Here is an 18,242-nt window from a genome sequence, read left to right as displayed (position 1 = left end):
CGGTTCTGGTTGTCGAGCGTCAGGCCACGCGCAATGCCGATGCCGGCCGCGCCATGCGGCCGGTATCGATCGAGGCGAACCTGGCCAGGGTCCGCTCGATCACTTCCCTGTCGATGTCACGCACGATGAAGACCAGCCGCGACCGCCGCTCGGCGTCGGGCCAGGCGTCGAGGCGGACCGGCGGATGCACCACATGCTGCACCGCATGCACCACCAGCGGCCGGTCCGGCTCCTCGGCCATGTGCAGCAGCCCCTTCATCCGCAGCAGATCCTCGCCCTTCAGCGCGGTGACATAGTCCAGCCACTGGGCGAAGGCGTCCCATTCGAGGGGTTCGTCGATGACGAAGGCATGGGCGCTGATGCCGTGATGCGGGCCAGCGTCATGATGATGGTGACGGTGGTCGTGACGGTCGTGGCCGCAGGCCGGGTCGCCGCATTGGGCCGCCGCCCGGTCGGCGGCAAGGGAGGCGGCCTCGAACCAGCCGGCGAGACCGGCCCCCTGGCCGGCCGCCTCCAGGCCGCAGCCCAGCACCTGGTCCGCCGCCACCGCGCCATGACGCACCTGCAGGCGCCCGGCGGTCGGCGAGAGCTGCGCCAGCCGTGCCTCCAGCGCGGCGACCGCCGCCGTGCCGGCCAGGTCGGTCTTGGTGATCAGCAGGCGGTCCGCCACCGCCACCTGTTTCGCAGCCTCGGCATGCGCCGCCAGGGTCGCCGGGCCGTTCACGGCGTCCACGGTGGCGACGACCCCGTCGATCGCGAACAGGGCGGAGAGCGCCGGCTCGACCGCCAGCGTGTGCAGGATCGGCACCGGGTCGGCGAGGCCGGTGGTCTCCACCAGGACCCGCCGGACCGGCGGCAGCGCCCCGTCCCGACTGCGGGCATGCACCGCCTTCAGGGTGGCGACAAGATCGTCGCGGACGGTGCAGCAGATGCAGCCATTGTCGAGCAGTGCGAAACTCTCCTCGCTGCTCTCCGCCAGCAGGTGGTCCAGGCCGACCGCGCCGAACTCGTTGATGATCGCCACCGTGCCGTCCAGCGCGGGCTGGCGCAGCAGACGGTTCAGCACCGTCGTCTTGCCCGAGCCGAGGAAGCCGGTCAGGACCGTGACGGGGATCCGCGCCGCGGTCATGCCGCCTGCTCCCGCTGATGCACCTGCCGGCCCTCGAACCAGGTCTCGAGCACCCGGATGTCGGCGATCTCGTCGGCGGGGATTTCCAGCAGGTTGCGGTCCAGCACGATGAAGTCGGCCGACTTGCCGGCCCGCAGGGAGCCGATCGTGCGATCCATCCCCATCACCTTCGCGGCGTTGATGGTGAAGATCTCGACCACCGTCTCGATGTCCAGCGCCTGCTCCGGCCAGAGCGACTCCCCCGGATAGTCGCCTGCCGGATTCTGGCGGGTCACCAGCCCCTCCATCCCGTTCCAGGGATCCGGATTGGGGATCACCGGCCAGTCGGAGCCGCCGGCCATCAGGGCGCCGGCCTGCTTCAGGTCCCGGTTCGGCCAGAAGCGGGTCGCGCGCTCCTCGCCCATCGTCTGCTTGTGCCCCTGCAGGAAGGCGGTCGGATACCAGATGAAGGGGGAAAGGTCGGCGGCGACCCCGAGCTCGGCGAAGCGGGGGATGTCCGCGGGCGCGATATAGCTGGCATGGGCGATGTGGTGGACCAGGTCGGTCGGCCCGTTGAACGAGCGCACGACATCGATGGCATCGAGTGCCTGGGTGACCGCGGCATCGCCGGCGCAGTGGATCTTCACCGCCAGGCCCAGCTTCTCGCAGCGGCCCATCCAGCGCACCAGCTCGGGCACGCTGGCGAGCGTGGTGCCGCGGAAGCAGCAGCCCTGTACCGGGTCCGGGGTATAGGGTTCGTGGAACGCGGCGGTGCGTGCGCCCGGCACCCCGTCGAGGAACACCTTCGCGAAGTCGGGCCGGACATGGGCGCTGCGAAAGCTCTCGCGCTGCGCGAACAGTTCCTCTCCTGCGGCGCCGAACAGGAAGGCGGGTTCCATCACCGGCATCGCGCCGCCGACCCAGGCGGTCAGCAGGCCGCGGTCGTCCAGACCCTTCAGGGAGGTGAGCACCGGCGCCATCGCCGCCGCATCGAGCACCGCGGTGACGCCATAGGCGTTGAGGGTGGCGATCGCATGGGCCATAGCCGTGCGATCCTTCTCGTCGTGATAATAGCCGGAGTCCAGCAGGGCGCGCTCCACCTGGGCCACCGCCGCCTCGACCACCAGCCCGGTCAAGGCGCCGCTCTGCGGGTCGCGCCCGAAGCTTCCCTGTTCGGGATCCGCCGTGTCGGCCGTCACGCCTGCCAGCTTCAGGGCGGCGGAATTCACCCACCTGTTGTGATGCGTGTCGTCCCACAGCAGGACCGGCCGGCCCAGGCTCGCCGCATCCAGCTGGGCCAGGGCCTCCGCGGTGTTCAGGACGCCGAACAGGTCGCTGCCCCATTGCGAACCGACCAGCCAGCCGCCTTCCGGCGCCGCCTCGGCCGACGCCCGCACCTTCTCCAGAATGGCATCCAGCCTGGCGGTATTGGCGAACTGGATCTCGAAGACGGCCTCCAGCCCGCCGAGGAGCGTATGGGCATGCACGTCGACGATGCCCGGCATCGCCATCCGGCCGCCAAGGTCGAGGATGCGGGTCTGCGGGCCGATATGGGGGGCCACCTCTTCCGCCGCGCCGATCGCGACGATCCGGCCGCCCAGAACCGCCATGGCCTCCGCCCAGGGGCGCTCCCGGTCGACCGTATAGATGCGCCCGTTGCGGACGACGAGATCGGCGATGGCGGTGCTGTCGGACATGGTTCTGGGTTCCTCTGCTGGCTGCGGCCGGCGCTAGGCTGCGGCGGGGGCCATCACACGGCCCGGTTCTGCGTCGGTGCGCGGCCGCCGCCATCGGCGACAAGGACCGCACCGGTCACGAAGGAGGCCTCGTCGGAGGCCAGGAACAGGCAGCAGGCGGCGATTTCCGCCGGCATCGCGATCCGGCCGAGCGCGATGCGCCCGGCCAGCGCGGCGAACGCCGCATCGCGGTCGGTCCCGGCAGCGGCGGCCGCCAGGTCCATCTCCATCTCGCTCATCGGCGTGCGCACCCAGCCCGGCGCCACCGCATTGGCGCGGATGCCGTCGCCGCCATGGGCGTAGGCGAGCGACCGGGTATAGGCCACCAGCCCCGCCTTGCTGGCGGCATAGCTGGCGGAGTCCGGACTGGCATTGAAGGCGGCGACGGAGGCGATGTTGACCACCGCGCCGCCGGCCCGCGCCAGCAGCGGCAGCGCCGCGCGGCAGGTCATCATCGCACCGGTCAGGTTGACCCGAAGGGTGCGCTCCCAGACCGCGTCGTCGACCGATGCCGGGCGGTCCGGCACGATCAGCCCGGCGGCGTTGACCAGGATCTCCAGCCGGCCGTCGCAGGCCGCGATCGCGGCGCCGATATCGGCGGCCAGGGTGACATCGCCATGCACCGCGCGGCCGCCGGTGGCGGCGGCAGCATCGTCCAGCGCCGCCCCGCCCAGGCCGAACAGCACGAGATCGGCCCCCTCGCGGGCGAACAGTTCCGCCGTGGCGCGGCCGATCCCGGTCGCCGCCCCGGCGACGAGGGCCCGCCGCCCCTGCAGCCGCCTCCTCACGCGAGGCCTCCGGCCGGGCCCCAGCGGCGTTCCACGGCGAAGCCGGTCTCCGGCAGGGTGGCGCCGCCATCGACCACGATGGTCTGCCCGGTGGTGTATCGCGCCTCGTCGGAGGCGAGGTAGAGCATGGCGAAGGCGATGTCGTCGGCCGCGCCGGCATGGCCCATCGGCACGTGCCGGCCGATCGCCGCCAGCGCCTCCGGCGTGCTGAGGCTGCCGCGGCCGGGCTTGGCGATGAAGCCCGGCTCGACCCCGTTCACCGTGATGCCGTCGCGGGCGAGCTCGAAGGCGGCGCCGCGGATGAAGGCGTTGGCGCCGGCCTTGGCCGCCGCGTAATGGGCGCCGCCGCCCATCGCCACCCGCGCGGAGACCGAGGAGGTGACCAGGATCCGGCCATGCCGGTTGCGGCGCATATGCGGGATCGCGGCCTGCGCCAGCCAGAAGCAGGCCTTCAGGTTGACGTCGAGCGCCGCCTCCAGTTCCGCCTCCTGCAGCGCCTCCAGTTCCGCCCACGGGCATCCGCCGGCATTGTGGACCAGGATGTCCAGCCGGCCGTGACGGTCCGCGCAGCCATCCACCAGTGCCGCAAGATCGCTGCGGCCGAGGCCGCCGATCGGCGCGGCGGAGACGGCCATGCCGCGCCCGCGCAAGCCGTCGGCCAGTTCCTCCGCCGGCGCCAGGGTGCGGTTGGCGCAGACCAGTGTCGCGCCGGCCTCGGCGAAGCGGGTGACGATGGCGGCGCCGATGCCGCGTGCGCCGCCGGTCACCAGCGCCACCCGGCCGGACAGGTCGAAGCCCGGGCCCGGCATCAGGCCAGCCCCTCCTGCCGCAGCAGGGCGACGAAGCGGCGGAACACCGCCGTGTGCCGGTCGACATCGGCCTCGGTCGTCGCGGGGCAGCACAGGAACATGGTGTGGAACGGCGTCACCAGCACGCCCTCGTTCATGTAGAAGGCGTGCAGCAGGGTCTCCAGGCCGGGATCGCGGCCGGCGATCACGTCGGCGCCGCAGGTGGGCGGCGCGGGCGAGAACATGATCTCCGCCCGCGCGCCGATGCGGGTGACATGCCAGGGCAGCGCATGTTCGGCGATCACCGCCTCCGCCCCTTCCGCCAGCCGCCCGGCGCAGGCGGTCATCCGCCCAAAGGCGTCGGGGGTCAACACCTCTTCCAGCACCGCGCGCATGGTGGCGACGGTCAGCGCATTGCCCGCCAGGGTGCCGCCGATGCCCAGATGCGCCGACTGCCGGTGCTTCGGGTTGGTCCGCGGCACCTGCGCCCACATGCGCTCCGCGACCGCCGCGCTGACGCCGAAGATGCCGGCCGGCACGCCGCCGGCGATCGCCTTGCCGGCCACCAGGATGTCCGGCTCCAGCCCGTGCAGGGCGGTATAGCCGCCGGGGCCGCAGGAGATCGTGTGCGTCTCGTCGATCACCAGCAGGGTGCCGGCGCGCCGGGTCGCCGCGCGCAGCGCCGCGTGGAACCCCTCCGCCACCGGGATCATGCCGAAGTTCGTCATCAGCGGCTCGGTCAGCACGCAGGCGATGTCGCCCTCGGCCAGCGCCGCCTCCAGCGCCGCGATGTCGTTGAACTCCACCACCCTGGAGACCGCCTCATGGTCCACGCCGTTGGGATGGATCATGTTGCGCAGGCCGACCCGCCCCTCGCGGATCTCGACATGCGCCTCCTCCACCCCGCCGTGATAGCAGCCGGAAAAGACCAGCACCTTGTCGCGGCCGGTGATCATGCGGGCGATCCGGATCGCGCCGCGATTGGCGTCGGTGGCGGAGGTGGTCAGGGTCCAGTACGGCAGGCCGAAGCGCCGGGCCAGTTCCGCGCCCACCCAGAGGCTGTCCAGGGTCGGCAGCATCGTCGTCGCGCCGCGCTGCAGCTGGCGCACCGCCGCGCGGGTCACCGGCTCCGGCGCATGGCCGCACATGCCGCCGGTATCGCCGAGGCAGAAATCGACATAGTCGCGGCCGTCGATATCGACGATCCGCGCGCCCTGCGCTTCCGCCACATAGACCGGGAAGCCGCCGGCCCAGCGCCGCATCCAGTGCGACGGGGCGCCGTACAGGAAATGCTGCTGCCCCTCCTCCCAGGCGGCGGCGGCGCGCGGATGGCTCTGGCGGAAGCGCTCCTGCTCGCGCTCGATCAGGGCGTCGATCCGTGCCGCACGGTCGCCGCCGGCGGCCCCAGGGGTGCTTCCAGAGGAGCTTCCAGGGGCGCTCACAGGGCGATCCACGCGGTCTTCAGGTCGGAATAGCCGTCGAACGCGTGCAACGACTTGTCGCGCCCGAACCCCGACTGCCGGAAGCCGCCCAGCGGCACGGTGATGTCGGTGCCGCCATAGGTGTTCACATGGACCACGCCGGCGCGCACGGCGCGCACCATGCGATGGGCACGCGACAGGTCGGCGGTCCAGACCGCGGCGGCAAGGCCGTAGTCGGTGCCGTTGGCGAGCCGCACCGCCTCCTCCTCGGTGTCGAAGGCGGTAATCGCCAGCACGGGACCGAACACCTCCTCGCGGGACAGCCGCATCTCCGGCCGGACCCTGTCGAACACCGTCGGCGCCATGTAGAAGCCGCCGCTCTCCTCCAGCAGGCGGTTGCCGCCGGTCAGGCGTTCCGCGCCTTCCGCCTCCGCAGCCGCGACATGATCGAGGTTCTTCGCCAGCTGCTCGGCGCTGGATATCGCCCCGATGCCGGACGCCAGGTCGAGCGGATCGCCCACCCGCAGCTTCGCCGTGGCCGCCAGCAGTGCCTCGACGAAGCGGTCGTGCACGCCGGACTGCACCAGCAGGCGCGAGCCTGCGACGCAGACCTGGCCCGAATTGCGGAAGATGCCGCTGGCGGAAACCTGCGCCGCGCGGGCGATATCGGCGACATCGTCGAAGACGATGTTCGGCGACTTGCCGCCCAGTTCCAGATGCACCCGCTTCAGGTTCGACCGCGCGGCATAGTCCAGCAGGCGGCGCCCGACCGCACCCGAGCCGGTGAAGGCAATCGCGTCGACATCCATGTGAAGGCCCAGCGCCTCGCCCGCCACCGCGCCGCGGCCGGTGACGACATTCAGCACACCTTCCGGCAGGCCGGCTTCCGCCGCCAGCTCGGCAAGCCGCAGCAGGGTGAGCGAGGCGCCCTCCGGCGGCTTCACCACCACCGCATTGCCGGCGGCCAGCGCGGGCGCGATCTTCCAGGCGCCGATCATCATCGGGAAGTTCCAGGGCACGATCGCGGCCACGACACCGAGAGGCTCCCGGTGTACCAGGCCCAGAACGTCGGCAGCGGTCGGGGCGATCTCGCCATAGACCTTGTCGACCGCCTCCGCGTACCAGCGGAAGGTGCCGGCGGCGGACAGCGGCTCCGCCTTGTAGGCCATGCCGATCTCGGTGCCGTTGTCGCGCACCCCCAGCACCGCCAGCTCCAGCGCATGCGCCTCGATCAGGTCGGCCAGGCGCAGCAGCACCCTCTTGCGGCCGGCCGGCGCCATGCGCGACCAGCCGCCATGCTCGAAGGCACGCCGCGCCGCGGCGACGGCCCGGTCCACATCCGCCGGCCCGGCATCGGCGATGCTGGTCAGGCGGCTGCCGTCGATCGGCGAGATCACGTCCAGCACCGCCGCCGACAGGGCCGGCGTCCAGTCCCCGTCGACGAACAGCTGGCGCGGCGGCACCGGGCGGGCGCGCTCCCTGTCGATCTCAGCCTGCTTCACGACGATCCTCCTGTGGCGACGGGCCGCGCCGGTCGCGCAGCAGCCCGGCGACGAACAGCAGCAGTCCCGCCAGGGCAATCGCCAGCAGCACCGCGGCGATCGGCCGGGTGACGAAAATCGAGGGGTCGCCGCCGGCAAGCGCCAGCGACTGCATCATGCGGCTCTCCAACAGCGGCCCCAGCACCAGGCCGATCACCAGGGGAAAGGGCGGGATCCGGCTGCGCAGCAGCACCAGGCCGACGATCCCGAAGACCACAGCGATCAGCGCGTCGGAGATCCGGTAGTTCTGGGTGTAGGCGCCGACCAGGGAGAGCACGAGCACGGTCATGCCGATGAAGCGCGGCTCGATCGCGGCCAGCCGGGTGATGGTGCGGGTCGATACCAGCAGCACCAGCAGCACCACGATGTTGAGCAGGAACAGCGAGACGTAGAGCCCGGAGATGAACTCCGGATGCTCCGCGAACAGCCGCGGCCCGGGGATGTAGTTGTGGATCACGAAGACCGACAGGATCATCGCCATCAGCGGATCGACCGGGATGCCCAGCGCCAGCAGCGGTACCATCGCAGTGGAGGTGCAGGCGTTGATCGACGCCTCCGAAGCGATCAGCCCTTCCGGCGCGCCCTTGCCGAACCTCTCCGGGTTGCGGGACGCCCGCCGGGCCAGGGAATAGGACAGGAACTGCGCGCCGAACTCCCCCACCCCGGGCAGCAGGCCCATGCTGAGCCCGAGCCCCGTGGAGCGGGCCAGGGTCCGCGGGTAGCGCAACGCCTCCGCCAGGCCGCGCAGGCGGTTGCGGTAGGGAGCGTCGACCGTGCCGGCGCGCGCCCGGCCCCGCAGCAGGATGAAGGCCTGGGACATCGCGAACAGGCCGATCACGGTCGGCACCAGCGGTATGCCGCCCATCAGGAACGGCTCGCCGAAGGTGAAGCGCTGCGAATTGAACACCCCCTCGAAGCCCACCGACCCCAGGAAGAGCCCGAAGCCCAGCGACATGATCGCCGCCAGCCCCTGCTTCTGGTGCGCCAGCAGGACGGAGACGATGGCGACCAGCGCCACCATGGCGAACTCCGCCGCGCCGAAGCTGCCGGCGATGGCGGCGAGATGCGGCGCCAGCACGATCAGGGCCAGTACGCTGGCGATGCCGCCGATGAAGGAGGAGGAATAGGCCAGCGACAGGGCGCGATGCGCCTCTCCGCGCTGGGCCATCGGATAGCCGTCGTAGGTGGTCAGCACGTTCACCGGGGTACCGGGCACCCGCAGCAGGATCGCCGGGATCGCCCCGCCATACCAGGCACCGCCATAGGTGCCGAGCAGCAGGGTCACGCCGGCAAGCGGTTCCATCCCCAGGGTGAAGGGCAGCAGGACCGCCATCGCCCCGGCCGGCTCCAGGCCCGGCACGGCGCCGATCAGGATGCCGATCACGGCGCCGGCGACCAGCGCCAGCAGCACCGCCGGGACGGCGACCTGCTCGAGGCCAAGAAGGATCGCGTCCATCGCCCGGGCCTAGAGATAGGGCGAGACGGCATTGCCGAGCCCGCCCGGCAGCCAGTGGAACAGGGCGGCATGCGGAAACCAGAGCCCCATGCCGGCACGCAGCACCAGGACCAGGACGACCGCGAACAGCAGGTTCCACCCTGCCCAGCGCAGGCTTCTCAGCCCGGCAAGCCAGAGGCAGGCCTGGCCGAAGGCCAGGGTCGACAGCGCGAATCCCGCCAGCGGCAGGGCGAACAGATAGCCGCAGAACAGGGCGGCGTAGCCGAGCCCCGGGCCCAGGTCGCGGAAGGCGAAGGCCATCCGCCGGGCACAGGCGGCGCGGTCGCCGGCTGCGCGCCAGCCGCGAAAGGCGCGCAGCCCCAGCAGCAGCCCGGGCAGCGCCATCATCGCCAGGCCGATGAGCGGCGCATTGCGCGGCGACAGGAACCAGGCCTTGCCTGCTGGCTGGGTTTCGGTCGCGACCGGCAGCAGCGCCGCTAGCAGCACTGCAAGCGCCAAGAATGCGGCGCCGACCAGGGCCTCCGTCTCCGGCGGGATGCGGTCCTCGGCCCCCGGCCCCGGGCCTGACCCTGAAACCGGTCCGGACGACATCCCGGCGGCCCGCGCCGCGCACCGCCGGCGCTACTGCTTGAGGGACTTCACCAGGGCCTCGGCATCGGCATAGTCCTTGTCGATGCGTGCCCTGGCCTCTTCCGCGCCGAGCCAGTAGACACCGGCGCCGGTCGCCTCGGCGACCGCCTTCGCCTTGTCGCTCTGCATCGCCGCGCTGGCGATGGCGGAAAGCTTGTCCTTCACGGCCTGCGGGGTGCCCGCGGGCACGAACAGGCCGTTCCACAGGGTGATGTCCAGGCCCGGCACCTGCGCCGACAGGAGCTTGGCGTCGGGTTTGATCGACAGCGGCGCGTCGGTATAGGCGGCCAGCACCTTGATCTCGTCGAGACAGGGCAGGACCGTCGCCATCGTGGTGTTCATCACGTCGGCATCGCCGTTCGCGAGGGTGGCGCAGTCCAGTGAATCGAACGCGGCATCGGCACCGAAGGAAAATCCGAGTTCCTGCGCGGCGCGGAAGGTCGCCATCGTGGGAATCAGGTCGTAGCCGAAATGCCCGAGGGTGACCCGGTTCTCCCTGGCATGGGCGGCCAGGCCGGCGAGGTCGTCGTAGGGCGCGTCCTTCCGCGCCACGAGGGCGAACGGATAGGTCAGGAAGATGCCCACCGGCTCGAAACTGGCGCGGTCGTAGGGCGCATTGCCCTGGATGATATGCATGGTCGGCACGTCGATCACGAAGGAGCCGATCGTATAGCCGTCGGCTGCGGCCCGGGCCACCGCCGTGGCGCCTTCGACCCCGCCGCCGCCCGGCCGGTTCACCACCTTGGCCGGCGCGCCGGCCTCCGCGGTGAAGCGCTCGGCGATGATCCGGGTCAGCTGGTCCTCCAGATCGCCGGGCGGCCAGGGAACGATGAAGCTGACCGGGCGCTCCGGATATTCCGCCAGCGCCGCTCCCTGCAGCGACAAGGCCAGGACGGCCCCCATAAGCAGTGCGGCCATCGACTTGCGCATGCTGAACCTCCTTCCCGGCGCCGGCGATGCGGCGCCCCCTGTTTTCGGGTTCGCTTGTTATCGGTTCATTATATGAACCATTAGTTCAAATATAGACTTGCAAGCCATGCGGCTTGCTGTCAACCTGTTTGTGAGGGGCCGCGGCAGGATCGCGGCAGGTGCAGCGGGCAAAGGGGGTGCCGTGACGAGGAGTGGGCGTTGAGCACCGTCGGCAAGGCGCTGTCCCTGCTGGAGCTGTTCAGTATCGACGCGCCGGAGATCGGCCTGACCGAGCTGTCCCGCCTGTCCGGCTTCGACAAGGCCACGACCCGGCGCCTGCTGATGGCGCTCGGCGAACATGGCTTCGTGGAGCAGGACGTCGACAGCCGCATGTACCGGCTGGGACCCGGCCTGACCCGCCTCGCCCGGCTGCGCGAGGAACGGCTGCCCTTCCTGCAGACCTCCCTGCCCGTCATCCGCGAACTGGCGGAGGAGACGGCTGAGACGGTGCACCTGTCGGAGGCCAGCAATGGCTCGCTGCGCACGGTCTATGTCGAACATCCGCCGCGGGCGAACCGGGTCAATGTGAATGTGGGCGAGGAACTGCCCCTGCATTCCACCGCCTCCGGCATCGCCTTCCTGGCGGCGGCACGGTCGGCGCATCTGGAGGCCGCCCTTGCCCGCGCCCTGCCGGCCTTCACCTCCCACACGGTTACCGACCCGGAGACGCTGCGGACCTCGGTCGAGGAGGCGCGCGACCGCGGCTGGTCGCGCAGCGAGCAGGGCTATGAGGAAGGCGTCTTCAGCGTCGGCGCCGCGATCCTCGGCGCCGACGGCTTTGCCATCGGCACGCTGGCGATCGCCGCCCCGCTGGTGCGCTGCCCGGAGGAGATCGTGGCCGGCCGCGGCCAGGCCGTCGCGACGGCAGCAGGCGCGATCACGGAACGACTGAATGGCGGCCGGGTCGAGATCACCGGCAGAAAGCGGCCCGCCGGGCGAGGGAGACGGACCTGATGCAGCAGCCCCCGCGGATCCTGGTCATCGGCACAGGCGACACCAAATCGGACGAACTCTCCTACCTGGCCGGCAAGGTGGAGGCGGCCGGCGGCCGCCCGGTCATGCTGGATGTCAGCGTGCTGGGCGATCCGCCGTACCGGCCCGCGCATGACAAGCACGCGGTGGCCCGGGCCGCCGGCAGCAGCATCGACGCCATCGCCGCGTCGGGCGACGAGAACAGCGCGATGGCCCTGATGGCCAAGGGCGCGGCGGCGCTGGCCGCCAGGCTGCAGCGCGAGGGGGAGATCGACGCTGTCGTGGCGCTGGGCGGCACGATGGGCACCGACCTGGCGCTGGACGTGGCCGCCGCCTTGCCCCTGGGGGTGCCGAAGATCATCGTCTCCACCATCGCCTTCTCGCACCTGATCCCGCCGGACCGGGTGACCGCCGACCTGATGATGATCCTCTGGGCCGGCGGGCTGTACGGCCTGAACGAGACCTGCCGGGCGGTGCTGTCGCAGGCCGCCGGTGCCGCCGTCGGCGCCGCCCGGTCGGTTGCCCGGCCGCGGCAGGAACGGCCGGTCGTGGCGATCTCCTCCCTCGGCAAGTCCTGCCTGCGCTACATGGTGGAACTGCGGCCGGAGCTGGAGCGTCGCGGCTACGAGGCGGTGATCTTCCACACCACCGGGATGGGCGGCCGCGCCCTGGAATCGCTGGCGGCACAGCGCGGCTTCGTCGCGGTGATGGATTTCAGCCTGCAGGAGGTCGCCAACCACCTGAACGGCTCCGTGGTGTCGTCCGGCGCGGACAGGCTGGAGAATGCGGGCCGTGCCGGGATCCCGCAGATCGTCGCGCCGGGTGCGATCGACATGGTCGACTTCCCCACCTGGCAGGCGGTGCCGGCGGGCTTCGACGGCCGCCCCTACCACGCCCATAACCGGCTGCTCGCCTCCGTCACCTCCGGTGCGGAAGGGCGCTGCCGGATCGCGCATGCGATCGCCGCGAAGCTCGCCGACGCGGCCGGGCCGGTCGCCTTCATCCTGCCGGCCGGCGGCATCCAGGAATGGGACCAGGCCGGCGAGCCGCTGCACGAGCCGGAAGCGCTGGACACCTTCCTGGCGGAGATGCGCGGCGCGATCCGGCCGCCGATCGAGCTGGTGGAGATCGAAGGTCATATCAACAGCCCCGAATTCGTCGCCACGGCGCTGGCGATCTTCGACCGCTGGGTCGCCGACGGCATCGTGCCGCCCGGCCGGCCGGAGGCCGTTTCATGACCGCCCGTGCCCTGGTCCTCGACTTCGGCGGCGTGGTGACCCGGACCCTGTTCGAGACCCATGCCATGACCGAGGCGGCACTGGGCCTGCCGCCGGGCACCCTGACCTGGCGTGGCCCCTTCGATCCGGACAGCGACCCGCTGTGGCAGGAGATGCAGGCGGGACGGATCTCCGAACGGGACTACTGGACCGCCCGCACGCGGGAGGTCGGCCGCCTCGTCGGCGAGGACTGGCAGGACATGCAGGTCTTCGTGCAGCGCGCCCGCGGCGCGGAGCCGGAGGCGGCGATCCGCCCAGAGGCTGTGGCGGCGGTCGACGCCGCCCATCGCGCCGGCATCCGGCTGGCGATCCTGTCCAACGAGCTCGACCTGTTCTACGGCAGCGACTTCCGCCACCGCCTGCCCATGCTCGCCCTGTTCGACGCCATCGTCGACGCCACCCATACCGGCATCCTGAAGCCCGACCCCCGTGCCTATGGCGCGGCGCTGGAAGCGCTGGACCTGCCGGCCGCCGCCTGCGTCTTCGTCGACGACCAGGCGCGCAACATCGCCGGCGCGGCCGCCGCCGGCATGCGCACCGTGCAGTTCGACGTGCGCCGGCCGGCCGCCTCCTATGCGGAGGCGCTGGGCCATCTCGGCCTGCCTGCGCCCGCCTGAAGACAACTGCCTGACGACGGCTGCCGGACCCCGCCCTCCTGACTGATCGGAAACTGCCATGCGCGACGCCAATTTCCTGACCGAAAACAATGCCAAGCATATCTGGCACCCGATGGCGCATCCGGCGGAGATGAAGCGCAATCCGCCGCACGTCATCATGAAGGGCCGCGGCGCCTACGTGACCGACCTGGAAGGGCGTGAGGTGCTGGACGCCGTCGGCGGCCTGTGGAACGTCAATCTCGGCTATAGCTGCGACCCGGTGAAACAGGCGATCGCCGCGCAGCTGGACGCCCTGCCCTACTATTCGGGCTTCCGCGGCACCTCCACCGGCCCGTCCATCGAGCTCGCCTGGGAACTGGCGCAATGGTTCGCGCCGGAAGGCATGACCCGCGCGCTCTTCACCTCCGGCGGCTCCGATTCCGTGGAGACGGCGCTGCGCCTGGCGCGGCAGTACTGGAAGATCCGCGGCCAGGGTGACCGCACCAAGTTCATCGCCCTCAAGAAGGGCTATCACGGCACCCATTTCGGCGGCGCCTCGGTCAACGGCAATGCCAATTTCCGCCGCAACTACGAGCCGCTTCTGCCCGGCGTCTTCCACATCCCCGCCCCCTATGCCTATCGCAACCCGTTCGACGAGACCGACCCCGAGCGGCTGGCGCGGCTCTGCGTCCGGGCATTGGAGGACGAGATCGCCTTCCAGGGCCCGGACACCATCGCCGCCTTCATCATGGAACCGGTGCTCGGCGCCGGCGGGGTGATCGTGCCGCCGGACAGCTTCCTGCCGCTGGTGCGCGAGGTCTGCGACCGCCACGAGATCCTGCTGATCGCAGACGAGGTGGTGACCGCCTTCGGCCGCACCGGCGCCTGGGCGGGCGCCCGCCTGACCGGGGTGAAGCCGGACATGATGACGATCGCCAAGGCGGTGACCTCGGGCTATTTCCCGCTGGGCGCCACCATGATCGGCGGGCGGATGGCGGAGGTCTTCGAGGCCGACCGGAGCAGCTTCGGCGCCATCGGCCACGGCTATACCTATTCCGGGCATCCGGTCGGCTGCGCCGCCGGCCTGGCTGCCCTGGCGGAGACGAAGCGGCTGCGGCTGGACGAGAATGCCGCCGCCCGCGGTGCCGAACTGGCCGCCGTGCTGGAGGATCTGAAGGCACGTCACCCGCTGGTGGGCGATGTCCGCTGCCGCGGCCTGATGGCGGCGCTGGAGCTGGTCTCGGACAGGGACAGCAAGGCCCCCGCCGACAAGGCGGTGATGACGAAGGTCGCCGACACCGCCTATGCCGCCGGCGCCATGCTGCGGGTGTCGGGGCCGAACGTCATCCTGTCGCCGCCGCTGATCGTCACCGCCGAGGAGATCCGCGCCATCGGCGCCGCCATCGACGCAGGCCTGTCCGCGGTCGCCTGAACGAAGAAGGGGCCCGACTTCCGTCGCGCCCCTCCCCCACAAGGTTGTTGCAGTCGTCCGCCCGCTCGCGGGCGAAGGCTGAACCTACGAGCTGCTGCCCGGCGCGAAGACGCGCTTGGTGACCAGCTTGCCGTCCTCGATGGCCCATTCCTCGAAGGTGCCGGAGACGTCGCCCGCAGCGTCGAAGTCCTGCTGACCGGCGGCACCGACATAGTCGATATTCTCGCCCTTCTTGATCAGGTCGACCGCCTTGGCGAACTCGCCCGGCAGGATCTTGGTGCCCGGCGGGTTGGAGACCTGGCGGATCGCGTCGCGCACCTTGGTGCCATCGGTCGACCCGGCCTTCTCCATCGCCAGCATCAGGATCATCGCGGCGTCATAGGAGGAATCGATGAACGGGCGCGGCGGCAGCTCGCCATACTTCTTCTCGTACATCTTGGTGAACATGCCGCCGGCATCGGTCTCCAGCGCCTTCGGGGCGGAGCCGATCGAGCCGTTCAGGTACTGCGCGCCGATCTGTTCCACGACCTTCTCGGCCTTCATGCCGTCGGTAAAGACGAACTTGCCGAAATAGCCTTCCTCCAGCGCCTGCTTGACGATGGTCAGGCCGCCATCGTCCGGATAGGCGATCAGCACCAGGCTCTCCGCGCCGCCGCCGGACAGGGCCTTCAGCTCGCCGCGATAGGAGGCCTTGTTCGGCTCGAACGCGCCGGCGGCGGAAACATTGCCGCCCAGGGTGCCGAACGCCTTGGAGAAGGCGGAGGCGAGGCCGTCGCCATAATCGTTGTTGATGTACATCACCGCGACATTGTCGATCCCGGCGCCCTTCACGATCTCCGCCAGGGCCACGCCCTGGAAGGCGTCGGAGGGAACGGTGCGGTACAGGAAGTCCTTGTCCACAAGGTTCGTCAGGCTCGGCGCGGTGGAAGCCGGAGAGATCTGCGGCACGCCTTCGACACTGGTCACGCTGGACGCGACGGGCCCGGTATTGCCCGACGACAGGGCGCCGATGATGCCCGCCACCTTGTCGATGGTGACCAGCTTCTTCGCCGCGTCGATCGCCGGCTGCGGCTTGGTCTGCGTATCAGCGACCACCACCGACACCTTGCTTCCCAGCACGCCGCCGGCGGCATTGGCCTCTTCCGCGGCCAGCTCCACGCCGTGCAGGCAGGCCTCGCCATAGGCCTGCAGGCCGCCGGTCATCGGCATCAGCGCACCGAGCTTCACCTCCGCTGCGGACGCGGTGGCCGCGGTCCCGGCCAGCAGCGCAGCGGCGGCAGTCGCCGCCACGCGGGCCATCAAGGTCTCTCTGTTGCGCATTCCCATCTTCTCCCTTTGAGCGGCCCCTTGGCGCCGGTCTCCGAATGCCGGGCAGCGGGGCAGAATCCGCCAGACTCAGCCACAAAGGGGCCGGGGTGGCAACAGAGGCCCCGTCAATCGGAGCCGCGAGGTCAGCGTTGGGCGCGGCCCAGCACGTAGCGCAGCTTCTGCAGCGCGGTCTCTTCCAGTTCCGCCTGGCTGCGGCTGGCATCGCCGACGATGGAGATCTCCGTCAGGGTCGCCGAATGCATGGCAGAGACCTTGACGTAGCGCCCGGCCGGCCAGAATTCGAACAGGACCTCGCCGATATCGCTGCGCCGCCCCCGCTTGCCGCCGCCCAGGGGCGGCAGGTTCGGCGACGAGGCGGCCCGCGCGGGTTCGGCTCCGGTCGCGCTCCGCCCGGTCCGGCTGCCCGCCCGACCAACTGCCCTGCCGCCTGCCCTGCCACCAACCCCGTCGGCGGTGCCGCCTCTGCGCATCCTGCGCCCCTCGTCCGGTGCATCTTGTTCGGGCGGCGGTGCGCCCCTACAAAGACATGATACGATGGCCAAGGAGGAAGCGAAATGCAGGTTCTGCAGCCGGCAGGCTGGGCCAGTCCCAAGGGATATTCGAACGGCATCGCGGCGAGCGGGCGCCAGGTCTTCGTCGCCGGCCAGATCGGCTGGGACGCCGAATGCAGGATCGTCTCCGACGATTTCGCGGCCCAGGCGCGCCAGGCGCTGGAGAATACGGTGGCCGTCCTGCGCGAGGCCGGCGCCGGCCCGCAGCATATCGTGCGAATGACCTGGTACGTCACCGACAAGCACGAATACAGCGCCGCCTCCCGCGAGATCGGCGCAGCCTACAAGGATGTCATCGGCAAGCACTACCCGGCGATGACCCTGGTCCAGGTCGCCGACCTGCTGGAACCTGGCGCCAAGGTTGAAATCGAGAGCACGGCGGTGGTGCCCGACTGACCGCCCGGCCGCGGCCGACCTGGGCACCCGCCCGACAAGAGGATTGAGACGATGAACGTTCAGACGCCGCAGGGTTCCGCCCGCGCCGCCTTCGACTGGGAAGACCCGCTGGGCCTGGAGCAGAACCTGACCGAGGAGGAGCGGATGGTGCGCGACACCGCCCGCGACTATGCGCAGGAGAAGCTGTCGCCGCGAGTGATCGAGGCCTGGCGGGAGGAGAAGACCGACCCGGCGATCTTCCGGGAGATGGGCGAGCTGGGCCTGCTGGGTCCGACCATCGACGGCTATGGCTGCCCCGGCGTCTCCTACACCTGCTACGGCCTGATCGCGCGCGAGGTGGAGCGGGTCGATTCCGGCTACCGCTCGATGATGAGCGTGCAATCCTCCCTGGTGATGCATCCGATCCACGCCTATGGCAGCGAGGCACAGCGGGAGAAGTACCTGCCGGGGCTGGCGAAGGGCGAGCTGATCGGCTGCTTCGGCCTGACCGAGCCCGACCATGGCTCGGACCCGGGCGGGATGAAGACCCGCGCGGTGAAGGCCGATGGCGGCTATCGCCTGACCGGTTCGAAGACCTGGATCTCCAACGCGCCGATCGCCGACGTCTTCGTGGTCTGGGCGAAGACCGAGGACGGGGTGATCCGCGGCTTCGTCCTGGAGAAGGGGATGCAGGGCCTGTCGGCGCCGAAGATCGCCGGGAAGATGAGCCTGCGCGCCTCCATCACCGGCGAGATCGTGATGGACGACGTGTTCGTGCCGGAAGAGAACCTGCTGCCCAACGTGCAGGGCCTGAAGGGGCCGTTCGGCTGCCTTAACAATGCCCGCTTCGGCATCGCCTGGGGCGCCCTGGGCGCGGCGGAGGATTGCTGGCACCGGGCGCGGCAATACGTGATGGACCGCAAGCAGTTCGGCCGCCCGCTGGCGGCGAACCAGATCGTGCAGCTGAAGCTCGCCAACATGCAGACCGAGATCGGCATCGGCCTGTCGGCCTGCCTGCAGGTCGCGCGCCTGAAGGACGATGGCCGCGCCGCGCCGGAGATGATCTCCCTGATCAAGCGCAATTCCTGCGGCAAGGCGCTGGAGATCGCCCGTGTCGCCCGCGACATGCACGGCGGCAACGGCATCCACGAGGAATACCAGGTGATGCGCCACATGGTGAACCTGGAGACGGTGAACACCTACGAGGGCACGCACGACATCCACGCCCTGATCCTGGGTCGCGCGCAGACCGGAATCCAGGCCTTCATGTAGT

17 protein-coding genes are annotated in these 18,242 nt (G+C 70.6%); 6 read left to right on the top strand and 11 right to left on the bottom strand.

Annotated features, from left to right (window positions below; genetic code table 11):
* Nucleotides 1-19: 19 nt before the first annotated feature.
* The 9 genes from ACFOGJ_RS05285 to ACFOGJ_RS05245 form a co-directional block, all read right to left on the bottom strand.
* Entirely contained in the window at nucleotides 20-1,129 is a 1,110-nt protein-coding gene (locus ACFOGJ_RS05285; RefSeq protein WP_379898689.1) for a CobW family GTP-binding protein, read from the bottom strand.
* A complete protein-coding gene (locus ACFOGJ_RS05280; protein ID WP_379898687.1) occupies nucleotides 1,126-2,805 on the bottom strand; it encodes an amidohydrolase in 1,680 nt (559 codons plus the stop codon). The genes ACFOGJ_RS05285 and ACFOGJ_RS05280 overlap by 4 nt, the downstream gene beginning before the upstream one ends.
* A 53-nt stretch (nucleotides 2,806-2,858) precedes the next feature.
* Nucleotides 2,859-3,632: an SDR family NAD(P)-dependent oxidoreductase gene (locus tag ACFOGJ_RS05275; RefSeq protein ID WP_379898685.1), complete on the bottom strand. Its 774-nt coding sequence runs from the start codon at nucleotides 3,630-3,632 to the stop codon at nucleotides 2,859-2,861.
* A complete protein-coding gene (locus ACFOGJ_RS05270) occupies nucleotides 3,629-4,441 on the bottom strand; it encodes an SDR family oxidoreductase (protein WP_379898684.1) in 813 nt (270 codons plus the stop codon). Before ACFOGJ_RS05270 ends, ACFOGJ_RS05275 begins: the two co-directional genes overlap by 4 nt.
* Complete coding sequence (locus tag ACFOGJ_RS05265; RefSeq protein ID WP_379898682.1) at nucleotides 4,441-5,862, bottom strand: transaminase; 1,422 nt, start codon at nucleotides 5,860-5,862, stop codon at nucleotides 4,441-4,443. The genes ACFOGJ_RS05270 and ACFOGJ_RS05265 overlap by 1 nt, the downstream gene beginning before the upstream one ends.
* The gene (locus ACFOGJ_RS05260; RefSeq protein WP_379898681.1) at nucleotides 5,859-7,343 is read right to left on the bottom strand and encodes an aldehyde dehydrogenase; all 1,485 of its coding nucleotides are present in this window, start codon (nucleotides 7,341-7,343) and stop codon (nucleotides 5,859-5,861) included. The genes ACFOGJ_RS05265 and ACFOGJ_RS05260 overlap by 4 nt, the downstream gene beginning before the upstream one ends.
* Nucleotides 7,330-8,838 carry a tripartite tricarboxylate transporter permease gene (locus tag ACFOGJ_RS05255; protein ID WP_379898679.1) on the bottom strand — a complete coding sequence of 503 codons (1,509 nt, stop codon included), beginning with the start codon at nucleotides 8,836-8,838 and terminating at the stop codon, nucleotides 7,330-7,332. Before ACFOGJ_RS05255 ends, ACFOGJ_RS05260 begins: the two co-directional genes overlap by 14 nt.
* A gap of 9 nt (nucleotides 8,839-8,847) precedes the next feature.
* The gene (locus ACFOGJ_RS05250; RefSeq protein WP_379898678.1) at nucleotides 8,848-9,336 is read right to left on the bottom strand and encodes a hypothetical protein; all 489 of its coding nucleotides are present in this window, start codon (nucleotides 9,334-9,336) and stop codon (nucleotides 8,848-8,850) included.
* A gap of 123 nt (nucleotides 9,337-9,459) precedes the next feature.
* Entirely contained in the window at nucleotides 9,460-10,398 is a 939-nt protein-coding gene (locus ACFOGJ_RS05245) for a tripartite tricarboxylate transporter substrate binding protein (RefSeq protein ID WP_379898676.1), read from the bottom strand.
* A 198-nt stretch (nucleotides 10,399-10,596) separates the two neighbouring features.
* On the opposite strand from ACFOGJ_RS05245, the gene ACFOGJ_RS05240 reads away from it, so the two are divergent.
* From ACFOGJ_RS05240 to ACFOGJ_RS05225, 4 genes are read left to right on the top strand one after another with little or no spacing between them, the layout of a single operon-like run.
* Nucleotides 10,597-11,391, top strand: a complete 795-nt coding sequence (locus ACFOGJ_RS05240) for an IclR family transcriptional regulator (RefSeq protein ID WP_379898675.1) — start codon at nucleotides 10,597-10,599, stop codon at nucleotides 11,389-11,391.
* Nucleotides 11,391-12,647 carry a Tm-1-like ATP-binding domain-containing protein gene (locus ACFOGJ_RS05235; RefSeq protein WP_379898672.1) on the top strand — a complete coding sequence of 419 codons (1,257 nt, stop codon included), beginning with the start codon at nucleotides 11,391-11,393 and terminating at the stop codon, nucleotides 12,645-12,647. The genes ACFOGJ_RS05240 and ACFOGJ_RS05235 overlap by 1 nt, the downstream gene beginning before the upstream one ends.
* Nucleotides 12,644-13,303 (top strand): HAD-IA family hydrolase, encoded by a 660-nt coding sequence (locus ACFOGJ_RS05230; RefSeq protein WP_379898671.1) that lies wholly within the window; start codon nucleotides 12,644-12,646, stop codon nucleotides 13,301-13,303. The genes ACFOGJ_RS05235 and ACFOGJ_RS05230 overlap by 4 nt, the downstream gene beginning before the upstream one ends.
* A gap of 58 nt (nucleotides 13,304-13,361) precedes the next feature.
* Nucleotides 13,362-14,714 carry an aminotransferase class III-fold pyridoxal phosphate-dependent enzyme gene (locus ACFOGJ_RS05225; protein WP_379898670.1) on the top strand — a complete coding sequence of 451 codons (1,353 nt, stop codon included), beginning with the start codon at nucleotides 13,362-13,364 and terminating at the stop codon, nucleotides 14,712-14,714.
* 84 nt (nucleotides 14,715-14,798) lie between these two features.
* Here ACFOGJ_RS05225 and ACFOGJ_RS05220 read toward each other — a convergent pair whose 3' ends face one another.
* The gene (locus ACFOGJ_RS05220) at nucleotides 14,799-16,034 is read right to left on the bottom strand and encodes an ABC transporter substrate-binding protein (RefSeq protein WP_379898668.1); all 1,236 of its coding nucleotides are present in this window, start codon (nucleotides 16,032-16,034) and stop codon (nucleotides 14,799-14,801) included.
* Between the two features lie 131 nt (nucleotides 16,035-16,165).
* Entirely contained in the window at nucleotides 16,166-16,513 is a 348-nt protein-coding gene (locus ACFOGJ_RS05215; RefSeq protein ID WP_379898667.1) for a DUF6898 family protein, read from the bottom strand.
* A gap of 84 nt (nucleotides 16,514-16,597) precedes the next feature.
* On the opposite strand from ACFOGJ_RS05215, the gene ACFOGJ_RS05210 reads away from it, so the two are divergent.
* Complete coding sequence (locus tag ACFOGJ_RS05210; protein ID WP_379898666.1) at nucleotides 16,598-16,990, top strand: RidA family protein; 393 nt, start codon at nucleotides 16,598-16,600, stop codon at nucleotides 16,988-16,990.
* Nucleotides 16,991-17,041: 51 nt separating this feature from the next.
* Nucleotides 17,042-18,241 carry an acyl-CoA dehydrogenase gene (locus ACFOGJ_RS05205; RefSeq protein ID WP_379898665.1) on the top strand — a complete coding sequence of 400 codons (1,200 nt, stop codon included), beginning with the start codon at nucleotides 17,042-17,044 and terminating at the stop codon, nucleotides 18,239-18,241.
* The last annotated feature ends 1 nt before the right edge of the window (nucleotide 18,242 follow it).

This window comes from Marinibaculum pumilum, from assembly GCF_042646425.1.
Taxonomy (GTDB): Bacteria; Pseudomonadota; Alphaproteobacteria; order Ferrovibrionales; family Ferrovibrionaceae; genus Marinibaculum; species Marinibaculum pumilum.
The sequence above is the reverse complement of the archived record's forward strand: the minus strand, read 5'-3'. Positions and strand labels throughout refer to the sequence as shown.